The organism is Cryobacterium arcticum (assembly GCF_001679725.1).
GTDB classification, from domain to species: Bacteria; Actinomycetota; Actinomycetes; order Actinomycetales; family Microbacteriaceae; genus Cryobacterium; species Cryobacterium arcticum_A.
In genome coordinates this window covers 26,039-46,372 of sequence record NZ_CP016284.1, presented here as the reverse complement: position 1 = coordinate 46,372, position 20,334 = coordinate 26,039, and the positions used below count along the sequence as shown (strand labels likewise).

Below are 20,334 nucleotides of genomic sequence, written 5' to 3'. Positions count from 1 at the left end.
CGGCCGACCTACACCTTCATCTGGAAAGAGCCAGGTTCAGGTCGGCGCGCAGCTGGGTGAGCTGCTGCTCGAGACCGTCCCGCACGTCGGCGACGCGCTGTTCGGCGTAGGAGCGTTCCCGGGCGGCCTCGGCCGTGGCGCTGTCGCGTTCGCTGGTGACTGTGGCCAGGCGCCCGGTGAGCACGAGCGCTTCCGCGCGGGCGCTCTCGCGCTCCACACGGACCTGGTCGAGCAGGTCACGCGTGGTCGCTGTGTCCGTCTCGGCACGCTCGGCACGCGCTGACGCAGCGTCAGCCTGCGCGGCAGCGTCCCGAGAGGCCGCTACGGCCTCGTCTTTGGCCACTGTGGCCGCTGTGAGGAGCTCCCGGGTCTCGGCGAGCTGTGCGGTTGTTGCCGCGTTCTCGACGCTCAGGGCGGCGACCTGGTCCGTCAGGGCGGCGATCTCCGCGGCCGCGCGGGTGTTGTCCTCACCCGCGACGACCAGGTCGTTTTCCAGCGCGCCGGCGCGCTGCTCGAGCGCCGTGAGGACGTCGCGGAGTTCGTCGACAAGGGTGGCGGATTCCTCAGCTGCTGCGTCGGCTTCGGCGCGCTCGGCTTCGGCCTTGCGTGTGGCGGTTTCTGCCCGGTTGGCGCGTGCGGCTGCGGACGCGACCTGTTCGGCCGCGTCGGAGGTGACGGCCTCGATCTGTGCTTCGGCCGCGTCGGGATCCGCGACAGTGCGCAGTTCGTCGACGAGGACGACGAGCTGCTGCTGCAGGTGCTCGACCATCCCGGCGACCTGGGAACGCAACACACTCGCGCGCTGACGTGCAGCATCGACGGGGAGCTTGTCGTCCTCGACTGGGCGCTCGAGGCGCCCTGACTCGGCGCGGCGTGCCCGCCAGGCGGCGGCACGGTTGTGGGCGGGATTGATGCAATATCCGGCGGGCCGGCCAACGCCAGGCGTGGCGTCGACGGGCTCGTCGCAGCCGGGGAAACCGCAGGTCCGCACGTCGGTGATCTCGGGGATGCTCATGCCTATATCGTATCACCAAAACGCAATACGATAACGAAATACGAATAACGGTAACTAAATACGAAACGCGTCCTCGTCGACGAGGGGCGCGGAGGCCACCGAGGGCGGGGTATCTTGCCGTCATGCACATGGATGACCTGGGTGCACCGCCCAACTGCGAGCACTGCCTCATCCAGATGCTGCCCGCCGGCACCACCGACGCGCCCTACTGGCGCTGCCCGGCCTGCGACCTTGTCAGCATGATCTAGAGATCCGTCGAGCACCACTTACAACGAGGGCACTCCAGGTCGACCGGTGACACTGCCTGATTCAGATGAGATCGAGCGTGTTGATCGCCACATCCCAGGGGTAAGCCTCGATGGCCTCAGGAAAAGTGGGAGCCGTGACCCGCTCGACAAGAACCTTCTTCGCGGTCATGTCAAACAAATGCACCGCGCACATATTGGTCGCAGGTTCGATGAAGAATTCCAGGCGCACACCGTGGCCCTCGATGGACCCAAAAACGACCGCACCGAATGGGCCAGCGGGCTGCGCCATAGAAGTCACGAACTCGGCACCGCACTGCGTCAGCTGGGCGTTGATCAGCTCGACGAGCGATTGTGTGTCTCGGACTGTCATTGCATTCACCTGTGGGCGCGGGGGAGTGGGAACCGCTGCACTTTGGTTCACGGCTGCGCGCTCGACGGCCGGCGCCCAAACCCAAGCGCGATGAACGCCGCCGTCCTCCCATTCGACGTACACAGCGCGCGGCGTCCACGCCAAAGCCAGGCCGTAAACGTGGCTAGCCACGGCCGGGAATCTCACCCAAGCGCGAACGGAGGTAGGTTCGCTGGCCAGGGTGGCCGGCAGTCCGCCCAACTCGGCGGGGGTCAGGCTAAATGGACGAGGGACGAACTCGGTCGCGTAGTCGGGTTCGACTTGTTCTAAAGTGACCGCGCGCACCGTGCGTTGCGGGTTTTGGCCCATTGGGAATGTTTGCTTCGCTCCCATAACTCCATTAGAACATAAGTTCGAATTCAGCGAAATGTCGGAGTGATTTATCACGCTCACGCCTAGGAGAATAGGCCCATCGACGTCGATTACGGACACAGGGGAGTGCTGCAGGTTCACCCATCGGCTACGCCAGGGAGGGGCACCTCGTCAGACCGTGCCCGTGGCGCTGGTCACGGGGTTGACGGGGTGAGAAATGCCGGTCGGCCGCTCCGTTAGGCTGCGAGCATGCCTGCGCCAACGCTCAATGAAGTCCGTGAACTGCTGAGGGCATTTTCGCTTGAATGGGCTGGTGCGCACTATGAGCGCGGCCAGGCCCAGGGTTTCTGGCGTGAGTTCTTCGCTTGCTTCGGTATCTCCGGACAATCGGCAGTCCTCTACGAGCACCAGGTCCGCAAGCTGGGCGGTGCCGGCGGCTACATCGATTCATTCATTCCAGGCAAACTGATCGTCGAGGCGAAGTCAAAAGGCCGCAACCTTGTGGCGGCGTTCAACCAAGCAGAAGACTATGCACTCGCACTGCCAGAAGCCGAGCGGCCTCGCTGGGTCATTGTCTCGGACTTTGAGACGTTCCGAATCACGGATCTCAGCAAGGACGAGACGGTCGAGACAGACCTTGCGCATCTATCCGCCAAGGCGCACCTCTTTCGTTTCCTCATCGATGAAGAAGTCTCCATCGTCGAGGAGCGGGAGATCGACCGGAGTGCAGCGTACAAGGTATCGAAGCTGCACACTGTTCTGCTTGAGGGCGGACTACACGACACCGCATTGGACGTATTTCTGACGCGGTTGCTGTTCTGTTTCTTTGCTGACGACACGGGCCTATTCCATGAAAACGGTGCGTTCAATCGGCTAGTGAAGCGCACCATCGACAACCAGCTTGGCAACGTTCTTGGTTCGCTCTTCCAGACGCTTGATAAGGACCACTCTGACAGGCAAGCGGCTCTCGACGAGGACATTGCGCGTTTTCCGCACGTCAACGGTTCTCTCTTCCGTGAACGGCTTGACATGCCCGCCTTCAGCGGCAGGGCTGCCCAGCTCCTGCGTGAGTGCTCCGCCTTGGACTGGGCGGGAATCTCTCCAGCAATCTTCGGTGCGATGTTCCAGGGGATTCTCGAGGGAGAGTACGAAGCCCCCGAGGATGCTCCGTCATCACGCCAAGCCAGCCGCAGAGAAACAGGTTCCCACTACACCTCTGAGCGCAACATCCTGAAAGTCATTCAACCGCTGTTTCTCGACGAACTGAGGGTAGAACTTGAGGCCGGTCGCACCGACCGAGACAGGCTTCACAAGCTCTACAACCGACTCCCCAATCTGACATTCCTTGACCCCGCCTGCGGGTGCGGAAGCTTTCTCGTCATCGCATACCGGGAGATTAGGCGCCTTGAGATGGACATACTTGATGTACTTCTCATCGGTAAAGACCGTACGCAAGTCGACGTCGCCGGTCAGTTGCGCGTCACAGTTCGCCAATTTCACGGCATCGAGCTGGGGGAGTCGCCGGCGGAAATTGCCCGCGTCGCCATGTGGATTACGGACCATCAGATGAGCATGGAAGCGGCAGCCCGCTTCGGTTCCGCTAGGCGATCGCTCCCTTTGAGGATCTCTCCGACCATCAAGATCGGTAACGCGCTGCGTATCGCGTGGGAAACGGTGATCCCGGCAACGCATTGCGATTACATCATTGGCAACCCGCCTTTCATTGGGAAGAAGGAGCAGACCCCCGAACAGAAGGCCGACCTCAAGCAGCTGTACGGGACGGGTCGTAAGGCCCTCATCAAAAAAGCTGGCAACCTCGATTACGTCACCGGTTGGTTCGTGAAGGCAGCGCAGTACATCCAGGGCAGCGTGGCAAGCAAGATTGAGCTAGACCTCTGGGCTGAGGATGCGACTGCGTGGGGTTCGAAGGAGAATGAGCAAATCCTCGACATAGACGCAGGCTGGCAGAACTGGCAGCCGACAAGAGTGGGATTCGTCTCGACGAATAGCATTACCCAGGGAGAGCAGGTCGGTGTGTTGTGGGGCTGGATGCTAGATCAGGGCGTCCATATTCAGTACGCACACCGAACGTTTGAATGGAGAAATGAGGGCAAGGGTAACGCGGCTGTACACGTTGTAATTGTCGGCTTTGGCTTGGAAAACCCGGCGGATAAAGAGCTGTTCGACTACCCCACAATCAAGTCGGATCCAATCGCACGGACGGTTGCAACGATTAATCCCTATCTCGCGCCGTCGCCCAGCATCATCGTGGTCAACCGGCAGACGTCAGTATCGGCATCGGCGCCCGTTGCGAAGTACGGCAGCATGCCGATTGACGACGGGCACCTCACCGTAGACGGTGACGCTCTGGCTATCCTCACCGCGGAAGGAAACGGCAACCTGGAATTCGTGCGCCCATATGTCGGCGGTAGACAGGTTCTGGCAGGCACACAACAACATGCCATTTGGCTGACGAGTTCCCAGCTTGCCGAAGCAGCACGTAGCCCGTTTGTTCGAGCACGAATTGCGGCAACCAAAGAATACCGAAGCGGGCGCAAACGACCGGCGACCGCCGCAGCTGCTGTGCGGCCTTACGCTTTCGCGGAAATTCGGCAACCCACGACGCGGTACCTCGCCGTGCCCAAAGTTTCATCCGAACGTCGCGACTACCTTCCGATGGCATTCATGGAGCCAAATGTCATCGCGAGCGGATCACTCATCGTGATCGAAGGGGCCACACTCGCGCAGTTCGGGATTCTTTCATCAGCTATGCACAACGCGTGGATGCGCGCGGTTGCCGGACGAATGAAGTCGGACTATCAGTACTCCGTGTCCCTCGTCTACAACAATTTCCCATGGCCGACCAATGTCGATACCTCCGCAATCGAAACCGCTGCCCAAGCGGTAATCGACGTGCGAGCTGATTTTCCGACCTTCACTTTGGCGCAGCTTTACGACCGCGAACTTGCTCCCGAGGAGCTCGCGGTGGCCCACAAGGCCTTGGATGCGGCCGTTGATGCTCACTATCACTACAACGGGCCCAAGACCGACCTTGGACGAACGGGCCACTTGTTTGAACTGCTAGCGACACCTGCCGCCGGCGCGAGAGTGTGAGGGCATGCACCGACCTGATTCCCGCCCCGCTGCCGCGGTTCAAATTGGTGACCTGGTAATGCTCTGGGACGGAACCGAATGCCGAGTGGGATCGATCTCCCCTTCTGCCTCCGGGAAAATCATCCATTTGGACGTAGTCGTGGAAATGGCTGCCGCTGGTGGACCGGAGGTTGGTCGTCGCTTCAATCTCGGTAGGCGGGCCGGGACCATACTTACAGTCGAGAGTGCCGCCTGAAGTGCAGCCGCCATTCTTCAGCGGGGAGATCTACCCGATTGTTGGATTTGAAAAAGAGGGTCCGTCTAATTGGGCTACACACCAGCTTGACGTCAGATACTGCCGCGAAACCCGTCTAGTTGAAGTCGAATACTGTGGAGTTTGGCGCTTTTTGGCGGTGTTCTTTGATCGCTTCGTGTCGCTAGTTACCGATGACGAGGATGCTGGCGGCGGCTTCGATGACGTCGTCCGTGATGGTGTCCAGTTGGTTGATCTTGAGGACGCGGTTGATCTGAGGGAAGAGCCGTTCGAGGAGGCGGAAGTTGCCGCGGGTGATGCGTTCGATGGCGGCGATGGCTTGGGCGTCGGTGAAGTCGTCAGGGTCGAGAGTCCTGCCGAGTCGCTTCCAGTGGCGGTCGAGGACGAATAGGAGTTCTTCGCGTCCGAGGGCACGGTAGTGGTGTGAGAATCCGAGCCGGCTGTAGAGCTGGGGGTAGTGGCGGAATCGTTCGTCGATTCCCGGCATTCCGATCAGGACCATTGCCAGGTGGGTTCGGTCGTGTCTGTCACGAAGCATCTCGAGCGCGGTTGGGGTGAGTCGTTCGGCCTCGTCGATGATGAGCAGCTCAACGTGGCGGGTCATATCTCCCATCTTTCGTTGGGGCGGTTCGTTGGCGTGGATGTGCTGGTCGGCGCAGATGCCGACTTTGATCTGCCAGTAGTCGATGTCGTGCATGAGGTCTTTTGGTCGGCAGAGGACTTCGGGTGTGTAGAAGACGGTTCGGGATCGGTTCGCGAGGGCGTAGAACTTTGCATCATGGTCCCCGCGGGGCCCCCATTCGGTGATGTAGGGCTCAAGGGCGTCCCAGTTTGCGTAACGGCGAGCGGAGTTGGTTTTTCCGACGCCGGCGGCGCCGTGGCAGATTCCGATCGTCTTTTCCTTGCGGACAGCGTTGGCGAACTCGGCAAAGCGCCTGTGTTCTTTGGTGACGATGAATGCTTGGTTCATCACTCGTCCTCTTCGTAGGTGCGCAGCTTCGGCCGCCGCTTCGTGGGTTCGGGGGTGCGGGGTTCTTCGCGGGTGGCAACGGTTGGGATGCGGTCGTTGATGGCTCGGCGCAGTTGCTTGCGGCGGGCGCGGCGGGCGGTTTCGATGTCGCGGAGGCTGAGCCTGAGGTTGGGGTGGGCTTCGTCGATCGCGGTGCAGATGAAGGTGTCCCGGTCGTAGACGCGGATCTCGGAGATGTCGCGGGGGTCGTACCGGATGGTGATGGTGTGCCCGACGAACGGGGCAAGAGTGGGGGCGAGGTAGCGCTGGCCCTGGAAGTGGATCCCGTCACGTTGCACGACCCGGTTTTTCGGAACAGTGAGGAGCAGGCCGTCGAGTTCTTGAAGGCTGTCGGGCATCCGAGGCAGCCACCCGTCGGCTACCCAAGCGTCTCGCGGGGAGATGCCCAACTCACTGTGGGTCCGGTCGTTGTAGGTACCGATGAATGCGCCGATCGCACGGTCGAGCCCGGCAAGGTCGACGACAGGCGTCGGAGTCCGGCTGCCGGGCCCGAAATGGCCAGGTAGGGCGGCCAGGAGTTCGGTGTTGACGGTGCCGAAGAACCGCTCGATCTTTCCTCGCCCTTGGGGTCGGCCAATGGTCGAGTGGATGATCCTGATGTGCAGGGCGACGGCAGTTCGTTCGATATGGTCGCTGATGAAGTCGGATCCGTGGTCGACGTGCAGAATGTCAGGGATTCCGCACATCGCCCAGGCCGGGTCGGTCTTCCGCCAGATCGCCTGCCGAAGAGCCAGGGCAGTATTGATGGCTGAGGGGGCGCCGGTGAAGACCATGTACCCGCAGACGGCGCGGGAGTAGTCGTCCATCACGGTGGTCAGCCACGGCCGGTCAGGTTTCCCGTCGGCGCCGACGATGAGAATGTCGAGTTCGGTGTGGTCGGACTGCCACGTCTGGTTGGGGTGTTCAGCGCGGCGCCGGAAGACGAGCTCGTGCTTATCCCGGTACGAGACCGGCCCCTCGAGAGCCAGGGTGACAAGGGCCGGATCGAGAGCTTGCACGATCTCCCTCACGGTCGCATAGCTCGGCGCCGGCAGCTCACGCGCCTGAGCATCGGTGGCAGCGAGACGGTGCAGCGTGGCGAGACTCGGGCGCGGCCGAGTCAGCGCCAACCGTTCGATGAACGCGACCGTCTCGACCGAAGTTCGGCGGACACCCTTGTCTAAGCGCGCGTGAAGGTCCAGGGAAGCGACGCCGCCAGTGCGGTAGAGCCGATTCCAGCGCTGCAGGGTCCGTGCAGAGATCCCCGTCTCCCGGGCGAGGACCGCGAGCGGGATCTGGTCTTCGACATGCAGCCGAAGAACACGCCACCGCTCGGCCGCGTCCACAAGTCACCTACACAGTGGTGCTCTCGCGCGCCGCGACGGCCTGCTGATGCCGGTACAGGGTGGCCCGGCTCCACCCGACGAGCCTTGCCGCATCCTCCGCAGTCCGGCCCTTCGCCCGGGCCTCCGTGACGAGCTTGAGTTTGTCGGCTACGACCACGGGATCAGACAGAGGCCGACCAAACTTGGTGCCGCCTTCTCGGGCGGCTGTGATTCCTGCGTTCACCCGTTCGGTAATCAGCTCGCGTTCGTACTCGGCCAAAGTGGCGAGCATGTTCAGCATCAGCCGGCCCGAGGTCGTCGACGGGTCGATGCCATCCGAGATGCTCTTCACGTGTATGTCACGCTCTCGGAGCAGTTTCACGGTGTTGAGCACGTCGATGAGGGATCGTCCGAGGCGGTCGACCCGCCACACCACGACGGTGTCACCGGGCTTGGCGTACTCGAACAGTTTCTTCATGCCGGGGCGGGAGATCGCGGTTCGACTGCCCGAGGTGACGTCGGTGAAAATGTCCCGCTCCTGCACGCCGGATTTGACCAGGGCGTCGACCTGCAGCCTTGCGTCTTGGCTTCTGGTGCTGACCCGCGTGTATCCCAGATATCTCACCGGACTATTCTGCCTCAGAAAATGCTAGAAGCGACGGAGCGAAGACACTTTGCGGTAAGACACGTTTCCAAGACAGATCGTGCCCTGTGAACGCGCCACTTCCTCCCGCCGCTTGGGAGGGGTTGCCCGTGTCTCGGAAAGCTTTACCTTTCTGAGACTGCGCGGTGCTGGCCTCCTTTGCAACGCCATCGGCGCCTCATAACCAATACGCCGTTAGAGCATGGAAGCTAGGTCTGACCCTTCCGAGGGATATACGGCAGTCGTTGATTTCAGTTGCCGGGTGGTTAGACCGTGTTTCATGGCGACGCTGATGGTGTTTGTTAGTTCGGCGTAACCATTGCCAAAAAGGTGGGCCCCGATGATGAGGTCGGTGTCCTTGTCCACCAAGATCTTTGTCACTCCAGCGGTTTCACCGATCCGGTAGTTCGAGTACCACCCGCTGGTGTCGGTGTAGCGGACGTCGACGTTCAGGCCACTTTCATGGGCTTCGTGCTCGAGCATGCCTACCCTGACGAGTTCGGGGATTGTGAAAACAGCGGTAGGGGTAGCGGCGTAGTTCGGTATGGTCATCGTCGACTTGAGCATGTTGGAAGCGGCGACCTTCGCTTCGATGACCGCCACCGGGGTCAACGGCAGTCCGGCGGTGTTCGCAGCATCGCCGGCAGCATAGACAACGTGGTTTGTGATGCTCTGCAGATGGCTGGCTACCTCGACGCCCTTCTCGCCGTATCCCACTTCAGCTGCTTCGAGATCCAACCGCGCTAGTTCTGAAACTCGCCCAGCGCCGTGAACGATGAGATCCGCCTGGAGGGAGGCCGGGGTACCAGCGGTATCGGTGTGGATGGTGTATCCGCTGCTGGTCTTAGTGATGTGGGTCACGCTGGTGCGGCGTCGTACCTCGACTCCAGCCTCGGATCCGCGCTTGATTAGCAGTTCTACGAGGTCGGTGTCGAAGGACTTTAACGGGGTCGCTCCTCGATCGAGGATGACCGGGCGGCTTCCTGCTCGAGCTGCAATATGGGCAAATTCGAAGGAAATGAACCCGCCGCCGACGAAGACAATCCGGGGAGGGAGTGCTTCCAAATTTAGGAAGTCGCTGCTGTCGATGAGATGCTCGTGGCCGGGAAAATCGAGGGGACGCGGGACGGCCCCGGTGGCAATCAGGAATTTCGACGCTGCGTAGGAGGTGCCGGCGACGTCTAGCTGTGTGGGTCCGGTGAAGGTTGCAGTGCCATGAAGAGTCTCCACGTTGTGGCGTTGGAGGTCTTTTTCCATGCTGTGTGGCGCAGGGTCAGTGAATCCATGTTTGTGCTGCATCAGGTCCCCCCAGTTGATGGAGAGTCCGCCGCTATCGATGCCTTTGCCGCGCATGAGCCGTGCGGCGTCAACCACTTCAGCGCCGCGGCGCAGAATCTTTTTCGGGTCGCAACCGCGTAGCGCGCATGTCCCGCCATACGGAAGCGCGTCGACGATGGCAACCCGCCAACCCGTCGATGCGGCCTTCTTGGCGGCGGCAACACCGGCCATCCCTGCCCCGATCACCAGCAAGTCATAGTTGTCAGTCATCAAGGGGACCTCTTTTTGAGCTCGGAAGAGCAATATTTGTCATCGCAATGGAACGGTGCGCCCGTTCAGCGCCAGCCCTCAACCGATGGCGTCCCTCAGCTGGGTAAGGCTAGGCGCGCCAGCTGGGCCGGCCTCGGTCATGTATCTACGGCAAGCGAGACCCACCGGCGCGGACGCATCACCGAAAGCGTCGACGCCGTTGACGAGGATGGTTGGAGAGCCGTGAAACCCCGCGTGCTCGGCGGCATCCACGGTGTCAATGAGCTGATATCCGAGCACGATGTCCGGGCGCTCCCGGGCGAGCAGTTGCAATCGCTCGTCGGCGATCATCCAGTTCGGGCAACCATCGAAGTACTGCAAGGTGATGTCCATACCTTCAAGGTAAACCTTGCAGTCCGGTACAATGTCAAGGCATAGAATCGGTGCATGCTTATTGGAGAAGTGTCCTTCGCTACAGGGGTGGATAGCCAGACCATTCGCTTCTACGAACGCCAAAACCTATTACCCGAGCCTCATCGGGCACCGAATGGTTACCGGACATACGACTCCACAGCGGTTGACCGCTTACGGTTCATTCGCGCTGCCCAAACAGCAGGCCTTGCCCTGGCTGATATTAGGCAGATCCTTGGTCTTCGCGATGCCGGTCAGGCACCTTGCGCTCACGTATCAGTCGTTCTCAGACAGAAACTCGTCGACGTTCGGGCACGTCAGCAGGAACTGAGAAACCTAGCAAGCGAACTCGAACGACTCATCGAAACCAGCCGCACCCTGGACCCAACTGACTGCGGACCAACAGACATTTGCCACATCATCACGACCCGCTGAGAGTAGCGGAGCAAGCACCTTCCATGCGCCTTGAGCACACTCCTAGACTGGCCCATGACCTCGAACGACGAGACCAACGACACCACTACAGCTTGTTCCTGCTGCGGCCGATACCTGCCGCTATCGAAGCTGCATGCGCTAGCCGGCGGTGCAGCGTACATATGCCGCCGATGCGGACTGTGGGTGGCTTTCCGTCGACGCTAACCACGCCGCTGGGCCAAGAAAAAACGCATTCACCGCCGCAACTCAAAACCCATGGGATACAAGACGCTCGCTACCCGCACTGAACCAGCGCAGGCAACCAGGTGGATGCGCCATAGAGCGATCAAAAAAACGCCGCCACATAGCGCCGAAAGTCACAGTCGAATACGCCTTTGTTGACACTGCTCCTGTTCGACTCTTAGAGTTCAATCTGACAGATCAGGCGGTGGACATATGACAGGTCAGCGACTCGGCTATGTGCGCGTCAGCACCCTCGATCAGAACACGGCCCGCCAGCTCGACGGCGTCGACGTCGACCAGGTCTTTGCAGATAAGGCGTCAGGTAAAGACGTGAACCGGCCCGAGCTGGAACGGATGATCGATTTCGCCCGAGACGGTGACACCGTTCTCGTTCACTCGATGGACCGCCTGGCTCGCAACCTCGATGACCTACGGGCGATCGTGCGCCGGCTCACGGAAAAGAAGGTGCGGGTCGAGTTCGTCAAGGAGCAGCTCACCTTCACCGGCGACGACAACGCCATGGCGACGCTTCTTCTGAACGTGATGGGAGCGTTCGCGGAGTTCGAGAGATCTCTGATCCGTGAACGTCAGCGCGAAGGCATCAATCTGGCAAAACAACGCGGTGCATACCGCGGCCGCACACCCTCGCTGGACGCCAAGAGCGCCACCGAGTTGCGTGAAAAAGCCGCGGCCGGTGTTCCGAAGGCAGCCCTGGCCCGCCACTACGGCATCAGCCGGGAGACCGTCTATACCTACCTCCGCGCCGAGTAGACGTGTCTTTGTCGGCGCTCGGCATTATCGTCAAGTCAGATCCGATCTACTGGCGCGTATGGGAGTTGCTGTGACAGAGTTCAAGTTCGACGACGGTGAATACCGGAAGCTTCTTGAGTCGATAGTTGACACTCTGAGCGCCGCTGACCAGCATTTTCGCGCTACACATAGCGGGTTGCCGATCGACGTGGTGAGGACCGATGCGCCCGATGCCCTGCCATTGGGGATTGCCCTAAGCGACAGCGAGATTGAGTCATATGCTCAAGCGGTCGCGGCTGGTGAACCCTTCGAATTTCGGCTACTAGGGTAACGTCCCGAGGAGTGCGGCAGCCTGGGTCACGAGAGCGCCGCCCAATGCTCCGCCGGCACCAGTGCTCAGCGCTTTGACGATGCTGTCAACGAGTTCACGAACTCGTGTCGGTCGTGCGTCGCCGTCGATCTCAGCTCGCAGCTCCGTGGCGGGTCCGGCGAGGTTCTTGCCGTCCGGGATTACGTGCGCGAGCTGCACGACCGCATCAGCCAGGCTGCGTGCATCGTCCTTCCAAGCATTCACATTCTGGTTTTGAATAACGTGCTGACTGTTCTGAGCTAGCATCGCTGGCCCGTTGACGGTGTTATGAAAAGTGGTTGAGCCGACTGATGCCGGGGATTCGTGCACGGAACGCTCCTCTTCGACATATAGCTGTCCTTTAGCGGTGATCTCTGGGTGAATCGGATAAGGCCTTCCCCATGCTCCGGGCCCTCTGATGAAACCACGCTCCAGTAGCCATTCGCCCGTTCGCGCGAGGTCTTCTTGTGTATAGGTGAGTCCCATGAAGGACGCGTCTGTACTAAGAAAATCCTCCGCAGTCGGAGCCAACCCGTTTTCTAGTTCGTCATAGAGCCACATGAGGAATTCGTCGCGCATTTGCCGGCGACGATCACGAGGGCTGTTTCTGGACTCTTCGACTCTTGCCCACGCTGTCCTGCCCGAGTTAGTGGGCTTGACGCTCCATGCGCCGCTGAGTCGCTCGTCGATGCTGACATGACCGTCAGCGTCGAGTGTCTGCAGATCCTCGCGTAACTCTCGTGAGTCCGTCCCCCCAGGGGACGCTTCGAGAACGGCATTGTTACTCACTGGCTGGTCGCCGGCTGCATCGCACAGCTGAACAATTCGTCCGAGCGTAAGCAAACTTCGGAGGTCTGTGCGCAAAGGAATGGCCATGTGTGGACCTTACTGGTACCGGCAGACACACGCCCCGCCGTCTAAGGGAGCGGGCAGATCAGCGTGATTGAAAACGGCCGCTCCAGGACGTATTGACCACGGAATGCAGTTGATGCTCGTGTCTCGGAACTAGGTGATGCGTCCGCAAACCGGGCCGTCCCGAGTGAGACGTGGTTGCGAGACGAACCAGCCCGCGAGCTGTGGGGGCAGTGACTCTACTGACGCCCGCGGGATGAGACGCCTCGGATACGTAGCGTTGCAAGACGAGATGAGACAGTCGCCGACGCGTGCGATGCTCGCAATCTGTCAAGATCAGGTCATACTACGGCGAACCAAAACTCCAAAGGCATCGGTACTGCCCAACTCAACATCCGGCCAGGTAAACGACTGTTCTAACTAGGGTTAGCAGCAGGGGGCGCTTCGGATGTCCGCGGGCATGGCTTCGATTCCGGCCATCACGTTGCGGAGGACGCGCCCGCCGCGCTCATCGACGCCCTACTAAGTTTCGTCCGCACAGGCCTGAAGTGAGAGCGCCCGATAGCCGGTCGGATTTTCAGCTGCTTCCTCGCGGGAAGGCGTATCTACGAGGGCAGGATGTCCGGTTCCGCGCTCGCTTTGGAGCTGAAAGCAGCATCGAATGACGAGGTCGGCTTCTCCCAGAGCAGTGAACGAATGAAGTCCACCGCCTCCCGGGCGCCATGCCGGCGCTCCATTCCCGCGTCTTCCCATTCGACCGAGATCGGGCCCGGGTAGCCGATCGAGTTCAGAGCCCGGAACGCGTCTTCCCAGGCGACGTCTCCATGACCCGTCGACACGAAGTCCCAACGACGGCGCGGGTCGCCCCAGGCGCGGTGCGAACCCAGAATCCCCGACCGACCGTCGGCGGGCCTCAGGCGGGTGTCTTTGCAGTCGACGTGGTAGATGCGGTCTGCGAAGTCGACGATGAAACCGGCAGGGTCGATCCCCTGCCACAGCATGTGACTCGGGTCCCAGTTGAACCCGAAGGCCTGACGATGGTCGACGGCATCGAGCGTCCTGGCCGAGGTCCAGTAGTCGTAGGCGATCTCGCTCGGATGCACCTCGAGCGCAAATCTGACCCCCTCAGAATCGAAGACGTCGAGGATGGGGTTGAAACGGTCGGCGAAGTCCTGGTATCCCGCTTCGATCACCTCGGCCGGAACCGGGGGGAACATCGCCACGTACGGCCAGATGCTCGACCCGGAGAACCCCACCACCGTGTCGACTCCCATCCGCCGGGCCACCCTCGCCGTCAGCTTGAGCTCGTCGGCGGCTCTCTGCCTGACCCCCTCAGCATCACCATCGCCCCAGACCCGCGAATCGACAATGGCCCGGTGACGGAAATCGATCGGATCATCGCAGACAGCCTGCCCGGTCAGGTGGTTCGAGATCGCCCAGACTCCGAGGCCGTGCCGCTTCAGGATGTCGAGCCGCGCTGCGAGGTAGCTGTCGTCTTCGGCGGCACGCCGAACGTCGAGATGTTCGCCTCCGCACGCGATCTCCAGACCGTCATACCCCCATGAGCTGGCCAATTCGGCGATTTCCTCGAGCGGAAGGTCGGCCCACTGGCCGGTGAACAGGGTGACCGGATGCCCGGCAGCGCTGTCGGCTTGCATCATGTACCTCTCTCTGGCGTTTCCGGTCTCAGTCTGCGGGCAGGCAGGCGCGAACGTAAGCGTCTGATGCGCGCAGTTCAGCGCCGATCCGCTCGAGGCTCCACCCCGCCGTGCCGTGGCACTTGAGACTCACGGGACCGGTGTATCCGACTCGATCGAGGGCACTGAGCAGAACACGGTGATCGAGAGTGCCGTCGGGGCGGGGCAGTTGCTTTTCGCCCGGGCCGAAGTTCAGCCCGTCGACGCCGTGGCGGTAGTCGCGGTCGATGTCCCACACGTAGTAGTAGTACAGCCGTTTGCGCTCTGCCAGGAAGCTGATCACTTCGGTCAGCGTCTCCTGCATCACCCAGAGATGCGGCGGCGCAACGCAGACGCCCAGGTACGGATCGTCGATGTCCCTCACGAGTCGCTTGATCTGGGCGAGAGTGTCGACACCTTCATCCCACCGACGGTCTTCGTTGCCACCCGACTCGAATGTGGCCGAGAAGGGTACGGTGAGGTGGTTCTCCACAGCGATTCGCACGCCGTTGCGAGCACCCGCCTCCACGATGGGAGGCAGGAAGCTCGAGACGAAGTCGGTGTAGTTCGCTTCGCAGTCGAAGATGACGGTGTCGATTCCGAGCTCCTTGGCGAACTCGACCCGCTCGAGGATCTCCTGCTGGTTCTTGCCGTAGACGGTCAGGCCGCACGGACGCATCCGATACTTCTCCAACACCCGGAGAATCTCGTGCGGGTCATCGCCCGGGTTCACATGATGGCCAAGCGGCGACGCGCTCGACCAGAGGTTGATCTCACTGAACCCGATGTCGGCCAGGTCGCGTACGGCATGTTCGAATTCGATGTCGTGGTAAGGCAGAATTTCTGCGGTGTATCTAAGCACTGGCTCTTCCTTAGCTTTCTCGGTTGACAGACTGGGTACGCTCACGACACTCCGGCTGCATCACCAGACGAAGACCGCTTTCTCGGTCTCTCGACGATCGAAGGCGCCGAAGGCGTCTTCGGCATCCTCGATGCTGAACTCGTGGCTGATGAGCTTCTCCACCGGGATGCCGCGATCTTCGACGAATCGCACGATCTCGGCCCAGTCTCCGAGGGGGAAGTACCAGCCGCCCACGACGGTGAGCAACTTTCTCAGCAGCTGATCGCTCGGGTGGATCTCGGTTGCCCGGGATTCTCCGACGAAGGCTACGGAGCCCTGTTTCGCTGCCGCATCCAGGGCCGTGTTCTGACCTGCTGGGTTTCCCGAGCAGTCGATCGTCACTTCGGCACCGCGGCCGCGAGTCAGCTCCCGGATTCGTGGTGCAGCATCCACCTCCGCGCTGTTGACGAGCTCATCGGCGCCGAGTTCCTGTGCCTGCTTGAGGCGACTGTCGAGCACGTCCACCGCGATCACACGTGCGCCGAACGCCTTGCCGATGAGTACGGCCGCAGAACCCATCGGCCCGAGGCCGATCACCGCGACCGTTGTGCGCCCGTTCACTCCCAGCTGTTTCTGAACGTGGTACTGGCTGCCGATCATGTCGGTCATGACCGCCCCAGCGGCGAAGGAGAGACTGTCGGGCAGCGGCAGGATGTTCTTCTCGGGAACGGTGAAGTACTCTGCATCCCCGCCGTCCACGTCGAAGCCGAAACACTTCCACTGCTCGCAGAGCATGAGATAGCCGGTGGCGCAGTACTCGCAGTGTCCGCACCCCAGCGCGAGATAGGCCGCAACCCGGTCGCCGACTGCGACCGTCGTGACGGCGCTACCCACCGCGGTGACGATGCCCGCAGCTTCGTGCCCGGGAACGACCGGCGACGAGCTCGCCGCGTTCCCACCGACGATCGGCGTTCCGTAGTAGATGCTCATGTCGCTCCGGCAGATGGCGGAGGCCTGCGTCTTCACCAGCACATCGAAGGGTCCCGGTTCGGGGGTGGGTCTATCGATGACGGTGACTTTCTTGTCGCCGGGCAGGATTACGGCTCGCATGGTGATTCCTTGTCTTTTGGTGAGCTATTTCAGAATGCCGTACAGGATGATCGCCCCGAGCAGAAACGCTCCGAACAGCGGCAGCGTGCTGAGCACTGCCGACTTGCGTGTGCGGGTTCCGCGCGGCCGATTCAGGGCAACGACAACCACGATGATGAGGCCGGTCACCATCAGGTTGGTCCAGGGGTTGACGTTCAACAGGTTCAGCAGGTTGGACACGAGCGCCATGATCACGACTCCGATGAGCGTGCCGACGATCGTTCCCTTGCCGCCCGACAGCAGTGCGCCGCCGACCACCACTGCGGCGATCGCGCTCAGTTCGTAGCCGTTCGCGAAGTTCGGGTCTGCCGTGTTGAGCTGTGCCTCGCCGATGATGCCGGCGAGAGCAGCCAACAGGCCGCTGATCACGTAGACGCCGATGCGGTACGCACGAACGTTGATACCCGCTCCGAAGGCGGCCTCCTCGTTCCCGCCGACAGCGTAGAGACTTCTTCCGAAAGTCGTGCGACTCAGGAGTATCTGCCCGACGATGACAGCGAGCCCCAGGATGATGATCGGCACGGGAATGCCCAGGGGCGCACCCCGGGAGAGCGTTTCGAGGCCCGGAGCGGAGAGGTAGAGCGGTTGCGCGTTGGTCAGTTCGAAACCGACTCCGCGCGCGATGGTCATCGTCGCCAGTGTGACGATGAACGGTTGCAGCCCGGCTAAAGCGACGCCCAACCCGTTGATCAGGCCGAAGAAGCCGCCTGCTACGAGGCTCGCGACGATCATCGCCGGCAGTCCGTACCCCTGGTACTGCGCTCCGACGATCGCTGAAGCTGCTGCCACGGCCGCCACAGAGAGGTCGATTCCGCCTCCGCCGGAGAGAATCACGAGAGTCTGACCGATGGCCAGAAGACCGATGACGGCCCCGAGCCGCAGAACGTTCGAGAAGTTCGTCGCGGTGAGAAAGGACGGCGAGAGGGCTGTACCGATCAGGATGAGCACGATCAGTGCAGGCAGCATCCCGCTGGCTGCAAGAATTCGGCTCGCGCGCGATCTCGCCACAGCGGAGCGGGTCAGGTCGGGAGAATCGGGCGGTGCTTGTGTGACTCTCTGCGTCATGATGTCGTTCCAATCGCAAGTTCGAGGAGGGATTTTTCCGTGGCGGCTGCGGCCGTCATTTCGCCCACGATGCGCCCCTGGCGCATCACGAGAATGCGGTCGCAGATTCCGAGGAGTTCGGGCAGTTCGGAGGAGATGACCAGGGCCGTGGCTCCGCTTTGCGCGAAGCCGCCGATCGCCTGGTAGATCTCGGCCTTTGCTCCGACGTCGATGCCTCGGGTGGGCTCATCGAGCAGGTACACCTTCGGGTGGCTGGTGAACCATCGGGCGAGCACGACCTTCTGCTGGTTGCCGCCGCTGAGCGATCCGACTCTCGTCTGCACGCTCGGCGCCTTCACCCCGGCCTTCTTCGCAACGGTGCTGCTGTACTTCGAGAGGCGGCGTTCCCTGAAGAACCGCAGCACGCTGAGTTCGGCGAGGTGGGGCAGCACGATGTTGTTCGAGATGGAGAAGTCGAGCACCAGCGCTTCTGCCTTGCGCTCTTCAGGCACGAGCGCGATTCCCGCCTTGATGGCGTCTCGCGGGGACCGGATCTTTCGCGACCGGCCGGCCACCGACACGCTTCCCCGGTCGTACTTGTCTATTCCGAAGATGGCCTTCGCCACCTCGGTGCGGCCCGCGCCGACCAGGCCGCTGAGGCCGACGATCTCGCCCGCACGCAGACTGAACGAGATGTCCGAGAAGGCACCGTCACGCCCGAGGCCGGAGACCTCGAGAAGCACATCCCCCACGGTCTCATGCCCGGTCTTCGTGTCGAAGAAGCGTTCGACCGAGCGACCGACCATCGCTTGGACGAGGTCGTCTTCGCTCGTGCCGGCCATCGGCATCCGTTGCACGACGCGTCCATCGCGCAGCACCGTGATCCATTCCGCCACCCGCTCCAGCTCTGACAGACGGTGGCTGACATACAACACCGCCGCCCCCTCACGCTTGAGCTCGTCGATGACGGTGAACAGACGCTCGATCTCGGGGCCGGTGAGGGTGGCTGTCGGCTCGTCGAGAATGAAGATCTTGCCGTTCGACGCGATGCCCCGCGCGATCATGACCATCTGCTTGACGGCCGGTGACAGTTCGCCGAGCTCGAGGCGCGGGTCGACGTTCGGCAGTCCGAGCCGCGTGAGCAGCGCGGAGGCTCGGCGAAGCAGCAGCTTCTGGTTGACGAACCCTGCCCGGCGCGGCAGTTGCCCGAGAAAGATGTTCTCGGCGACGCTGCGATCCTCGGCCAGGGAGATCTCCTGCGGCACGAGGCTGATACTGAGCTTGCGCGCACCTGCGGGCGTGCGAATGACAGTGACAGCACCGTTCACCAGGATCTCGCCCTCGTCGGGGGCGACCAGACCGGCGATGACCTTGATGAGCGTCGACTTCCCCGCGCCGTTCTCGCCGACCAGAGCGTGACCCTGGCCGGCACGGAGCTCGAGGCTGACGTCGGAGAGCGCCTGCACGCCCGGGTACTTCTTCGAGATCCCACGAAGGGAGAGAAGCGGGCGCACCGCTTCCTCTCCCTCCCGGGCATCATCGGTTCTCGTGATGGTCATGAGTGTCTCAGCCGGGCCAGGTCTGCTGCAGCTGCTCCTGGGCGTTTTCCTTCGTGATCAGCGGTGGCTGCTGCAGAAGGATGTTCTGCGGCACGTCCTTGCCGACCAGGTGGTACAACGCAGCACGAAGACCCACGTCACCGTGCAGAGGGTTCCAGGGCGCGACAGCTTCGAACGTTCCGTCGAGCACTCCCTGCACCGCCGCCTGACCATCGACGATCGAGTACTGGGGAATGTCGCTCTTGTTGTAGTCCTTGAGCGCCTGGGCAACACCGAAACCGGTCTCGGTGTACTCGGAGTAGAACGCATCGATCTTCTTGTCCGGGTTCGCCTGCAGGTAGTCGAGGGTCACCTTGTAACCCTGCCCCCGGCTGTAGTCGGTCGGGGCCGTGAACTCGACGGTGATGTTCGGGTAGAGCTCCTTGAGAGCGTCCACGAAGCCCGCCCGGCGGAGAATCTGCGGTGACGATCCGATCGCACCATCCACTTCGACGACCGTTCCCTGACCGCCGAGCTTCTCGCCGACCGCCTTGGCGAGGTCACGAGTGGCCTGCGCGTTGTCGAGGTACACCCAGGAGTCGTAGTCGCGAGTGGCGACGGTGCGCTCCATACCCACGACCACCGTTCCGGCTGCCTTGACCTTCTCGATCTCGGGTGTCAACGGTTCGACGGAGTGCGGCCAGATGACAACCGCGTCGACCTTCTGGGCCAAGCACGAGTCGACGTCGGCAACCTGCTTCAGAGGGTCATTGTTCGTGTTGTAGTAGAGCACTTTGACATTCGGATGTCTCGCCGCCTCGATTTGGGCACTCTCCTGCTGTTCGACGGCCCACGTCGACCCTGTCAGGGCCTGCGAGAAGCACACGGTATAAGTCTTGCTCGGGTCGCCCACCGGGCCGTCGGGAAGAGGCAGAACGTCGGTGTAGGGCAGGTAGACCTGCCCACCCGAGATCGGGCCTGTCACGGCCGAACTCGCCGTCTTCGCCGTGAAGACGGTTGCGTCGGACGGAGCGAGCAGAAACTGGTCGATGACCGTCTTGTCTGCCTGGGCAGCTCCCGACGAAGACGGGTTTCCCGAGTTGGGAGTGCAGCCGGCGAACGCCAGCGTGAGCGCGGCCGCACCGGCCACGACTCCGGCGTAGCGGATGGTTTTTTTCAGTGCCATGGGCGATCTCCTTTGATCGGCAGAGT

General features: G+C 61.8%; 18 protein-coding genes and 1 pseudogene. 5 read left to right on the top strand and 14 right to left on the bottom strand.

Annotated features, from left to right (window positions below):
- Positions 1–16: 16 nt before the first annotated feature.
- Entirely contained in the window at positions 17–1,015 is a 999-nt protein-coding gene (locus PA27867_RS19990) for a hypothetical protein (RefSeq protein WP_066600775.1), read from the bottom strand.
- Between the two features lie 122 nt (positions 1,016–1,137).
- On the opposite strand from PA27867_RS19990, the gene PA27867_RS21320 reads away from it, so the two are divergent.
- A complete protein-coding gene (locus PA27867_RS21320) occupies positions 1,138–1,263 on the top strand; it encodes a hypothetical protein (RefSeq protein ID WP_257784151.1) in 126 nt (41 codons plus the stop codon).
- Positions 1,264–1,324: 61 nt separating this feature from the next.
- Here the strand turns inward: PA27867_RS21320 and PA27867_RS20875 are convergent, their stop codons facing one another.
- On the bottom strand, positions 1,325–2,065 hold the full coding sequence (locus PA27867_RS20875; RefSeq protein ID WP_157109412.1) for a hypothetical protein: 741 nt from the start codon (positions 2,063–2,065) through the stop codon (positions 1,325–1,327).
- Between the two features lie 168 nt (positions 2,066–2,233).
- Between PA27867_RS20875 and PA27867_RS19980 the strand changes: the two genes are divergently transcribed.
- Complete coding sequence (locus PA27867_RS19980; protein ID WP_066600772.1) at positions 2,234–5,098, top strand: class I SAM-dependent DNA methyltransferase; 2,865 nt, start codon at positions 2,234–2,236, stop codon at positions 5,096–5,098.
- Positions 5,099–5,514: 416 nt separating this feature from the next.
- On the opposite strand, the gene PA27867_RS19975 is transcribed toward PA27867_RS19980, so the two are convergent.
- The 5 genes from PA27867_RS19975 to PA27867_RS19955 form a co-directional block, all read right to left on the bottom strand.
- The gene (locus PA27867_RS19975) at positions 5,515–6,321 is read right to left on the bottom strand and encodes an AAA family ATPase (protein WP_066600771.1); all 807 of its coding nucleotides are present in this window, start codon (positions 6,319–6,321) and stop codon (positions 5,515–5,517) included.
- The gene (locus PA27867_RS19970) at positions 6,321–7,706 is read right to left on the bottom strand and encodes a Mu transposase C-terminal domain-containing protein (RefSeq protein ID WP_066600769.1); all 1,386 of its coding nucleotides are present in this window, start codon (positions 7,704–7,706) and stop codon (positions 6,321–6,323) included. The genes PA27867_RS19975 and PA27867_RS19970 overlap by 1 nt, the downstream gene beginning before the upstream one ends.
- Positions 7,707–7,713: 7 nt before the next feature.
- Complete coding sequence (locus tag PA27867_RS19965; RefSeq protein ID WP_066600768.1) at positions 7,714–8,310, bottom strand: recombinase family protein; 597 nt, start codon at positions 8,308–8,310, stop codon at positions 7,714–7,716.
- A gap of 213 nt (positions 8,311–8,523) precedes the next feature.
- The gene (locus tag PA27867_RS19960; RefSeq protein ID WP_066600765.1) at positions 8,524–9,876 is read right to left on the bottom strand and encodes a dihydrolipoyl dehydrogenase family protein; all 1,353 of its coding nucleotides are present in this window, start codon (positions 9,874–9,876) and stop codon (positions 8,524–8,526) included.
- Between the two features lie 78 nt (positions 9,877–9,954).
- The gene (locus tag PA27867_RS19955) at positions 9,955–10,248 is read right to left on the bottom strand and encodes an alkylmercury lyase (RefSeq protein ID WP_066600763.1); all 294 of its coding nucleotides are present in this window, start codon (positions 10,246–10,248) and stop codon (positions 9,955–9,957) included.
- Between the two features lie 54 nt (positions 10,249–10,302).
- Here PA27867_RS19955 and PA27867_RS20450 point away from each other — a divergent pair, with 54 nt between their 5' ends.
- Together PA27867_RS20450 and PA27867_RS19950 are read left to right on the top strand one after the other, a co-directional pair.
- Positions 10,303–10,701, top strand: a complete 399-nt coding sequence (locus tag PA27867_RS20450) for a heavy metal-responsive transcriptional regulator (protein WP_084021493.1) — start codon at positions 10,303–10,305, stop codon at positions 10,699–10,701.
- A 435-nt stretch (positions 10,702–11,136) separates the two neighbouring features.
- Positions 11,137–11,694, top strand: a complete 558-nt coding sequence (locus PA27867_RS19950; protein ID WP_066600761.1) for a recombinase family protein — start codon at positions 11,137–11,139, stop codon at positions 11,692–11,694.
- Between the two features lie 301 nt (positions 11,695–11,995).
- Here PA27867_RS19950 and PA27867_RS20870 read toward each other — a convergent pair whose 3' ends face one another.
- Positions 11,996–12,898: a hypothetical protein gene (locus PA27867_RS20870; RefSeq protein ID WP_157109411.1), complete on the bottom strand. Its 903-nt coding sequence runs from the start codon at positions 12,896–12,898 to the stop codon at positions 11,996–11,998.
- 417 nt (positions 12,899–13,315) lie between these two features.
- On the opposite strand from PA27867_RS20870, the pseudogene PA27867_RS21280 reads away from it, so the two are divergent.
- Positions 13,316–13,426, top strand: a pseudogene (locus PA27867_RS21280) (alpha/beta hydrolase); the annotation flags it as partial.
- Between the two features lie 53 nt (positions 13,427–13,479).
- Here the strand turns inward: PA27867_RS21280 and PA27867_RS19940 are convergent.
- From PA27867_RS19940 to PA27867_RS19915, 6 genes are all read right to left on the bottom strand, one after another.
- Positions 13,480–14,535 (bottom strand): sugar phosphate isomerase/epimerase family protein, encoded by a 1,056-nt coding sequence (locus PA27867_RS19940; RefSeq protein ID WP_066600757.1) that lies wholly within the window; start codon positions 14,533–14,535, stop codon positions 13,480–13,482.
- A gap of 25 nt (positions 14,536–14,560) precedes the next feature.
- A complete protein-coding gene (locus tag PA27867_RS19935) occupies positions 14,561–15,457 on the bottom strand; it encodes a sugar phosphate isomerase/epimerase family protein (RefSeq protein WP_236900949.1) in 897 nt (298 codons plus the stop codon).
- A 15-nt stretch (positions 15,458–15,472) separates the two neighbouring features.
- The gene (locus PA27867_RS19930; RefSeq protein ID WP_066600750.1) at positions 15,473–16,501 is read right to left on the bottom strand and encodes a zinc-binding dehydrogenase; all 1,029 of its coding nucleotides are present in this window, start codon (positions 16,499–16,501) and stop codon (positions 15,473–15,475) included.
- Positions 16,502–16,525: 24 nt separating this feature from the next.
- Positions 16,526–17,506, bottom strand: coding sequence for an ABC transporter permease (locus PA27867_RS19925; RefSeq protein ID WP_066600747.1), 981 nt, complete (start codon positions 17,504–17,506; stop codon positions 16,526–16,528).
- A gap of 95 nt (positions 17,507–17,601) precedes the next feature.
- Entirely contained in the window at positions 17,602–19,143 is a 1,542-nt protein-coding gene (locus tag PA27867_RS19920) for a sugar ABC transporter ATP-binding protein (protein ID WP_066600745.1), read from the bottom strand.
- A 7-nt stretch (positions 19,144–19,150) separates the two neighbouring features.
- On the bottom strand, positions 19,151–20,308 hold the full coding sequence (locus PA27867_RS19915; RefSeq protein WP_066600743.1) for a sugar ABC transporter substrate-binding protein: 1,158 nt from the start codon (positions 20,306–20,308) through the stop codon (positions 19,151–19,153).
- Positions 20,309–20,334 lie beyond the last annotated feature (26 nt).

What these genes read in the sequence shown, in the direction of transcription:
- PA27867_RS19950 (WP_066600761.1), top strand. Translation starts at nt 11,137, where the DNA reads ATGACAGGTCAGCGACTCGGCTATGTGCGCGTCAGCACCCTCGATCAG.
- PA27867_RS19975 (WP_066600771.1), bottom strand. Translation starts at nt 6,321, where the DNA reads ATGAACCAAGCATTCATCGTCACCAAAGAACACAGGCGCTTTGCCGAG.
- PA27867_RS19990 (WP_066600775.1), bottom strand. Translation starts at nt 1,015, where the DNA reads ATGAGCATCCCCGAGATCACCGACGTGCGGACCTGCGGTTTCCCCGGC.
- PA27867_RS19920 (WP_066600745.1), bottom strand. Translation starts at nt 19,143, where the DNA reads ATGACCATCACGAGAACCGATGATGCCCGGGAGGGAGAGGAAGCGGTG.
- PA27867_RS19955 (WP_066600763.1), bottom strand. Translation starts at nt 10,248, where the DNA reads ATGGACATCACCTTGCAGTACTTCGATGGTTGCCCGAACTGGATGATC.
- PA27867_RS20870 (WP_157109411.1), bottom strand. Translation starts at nt 12,898, where the DNA reads ATGGCCATTCCTTTGCGCACAGACCTCCGAAGTTTGCTTACGCTCGGA.
- PA27867_RS19930 (WP_066600750.1), bottom strand. Translation starts at nt 16,501, where the DNA reads ATGCGAGCCGTAATCCTGCCCGGCGACAAGAAAGTCACCGTCATCGAT.
- PA27867_RS19980 (WP_066600772.1), top strand. Translation starts at nt 2,234, where the DNA reads ATGCCTGCGCCAACGCTCAATGAAGTCCGTGAACTGCTGAGGGCATTT.
- PA27867_RS20450 (WP_084021493.1), top strand. Translation starts at nt 10,303, where the DNA reads ATGCTTATTGGAGAAGTGTCCTTCGCTACAGGGGTGGATAGCCAGACC.
- PA27867_RS19940 (WP_066600757.1), bottom strand. Translation starts at nt 14,535, where the DNA reads ATGATGCAAGCCGACAGCGCTGCCGGGCATCCGGTCACCCTGTTCACC.
- PA27867_RS19925 (WP_066600747.1), bottom strand. Translation starts at nt 17,506, where the DNA reads ATGCTGCCTGCACTGATCGTGCTCATCCTGATCGGTACAGCCCTCTCG.
- PA27867_RS21320 (WP_257784151.1), top strand. Translation starts at nt 1,138, where the DNA reads ATGCACATGGATGACCTGGGTGCACCGCCCAACTGCGAGCACTGCCTC.
- PA27867_RS19915 (WP_066600743.1), bottom strand. Translation starts at nt 20,308, where the DNA reads ATGGCACTGAAAAAAACCATCCGCTACGCCGGAGTCGTGGCCGGTGCG.
- PA27867_RS19960 (WP_066600765.1), bottom strand. Translation starts at nt 9,876, where the DNA reads ATGACTGACAACTATGACTTGCTGGTGATCGGGGCAGGGATGGCCGGT.